The organism is Ruegeria sp. AI3 (assembly GCF_056541245.1).
The window spans coordinates 1-568 of the sequence record NZ_JBQFYA010000091.1 but is presented as its reverse complement, the minus strand read 5'-3'; the positions used below and the strand labels follow the sequence as shown (position 1 = coordinate 568).

Annotated in this window: 1 protein-coding gene; it reads right to left on the bottom strand. The window is 60.4% G+C overall.

Going from position 1 to position 568, the window contains the following annotated elements; genetic code table 11:
* A partial coding sequence (locus tag ACRZ95_RS23210; protein ID WP_480555762.1) for a peptidyl-prolyl cis-trans isomerase occupies positions 1-568 on the bottom strand: 568 nt, incomplete at both ends.

Here is a 568-nt window from a genome sequence, read left to right as displayed (position 1 = left end):
GACGCCAATTCTTCGCGCAGATCAGGCTCGGCATCTTCAAAAGGCACATTATTGGCTGCCAGCGATCCGTTGATGCGGAACAGGGCCGGGCCAAACACGGACGGTAGGGGACCGACGACGGTATCCAGATCGGCGGCAAAGACCGCATCGGCTGCGTCGCCCAGATCTTCGCGCGTTACATCGCCGAGATCGATATCGCTCAGTTCAAGCTCGCGGTCGCGGACGAGTTGCTCAAAGGTTGTGCCGCCGACTTCCAGTTGGGCCTTGGCGTCATTGGCTGCTGCTGCGTCAGAGAAGTTCAACCGTTCGACCAGACGGCGTTCGGGCTGCTGGTACTGAGCCGACCGCTCATCATACAGGCGGCGCAGCGAGTCTTCGTCCACCTCAATACCGTCCAGCAACATGTCCGGGGACAGAATGGCATAGGTCAGGCGCTTGGTTCGGGGCAGGGTGAAGAGGTCGGTGTTTTCATCATAATAAGCTTGGATCTGCGCGTCGGTTGGGTCCGCAATTGGGTCGGTCAGCGCGTCGACGCCAACGGTAGCGACGGTAAAGCTGCGTCGGGCGC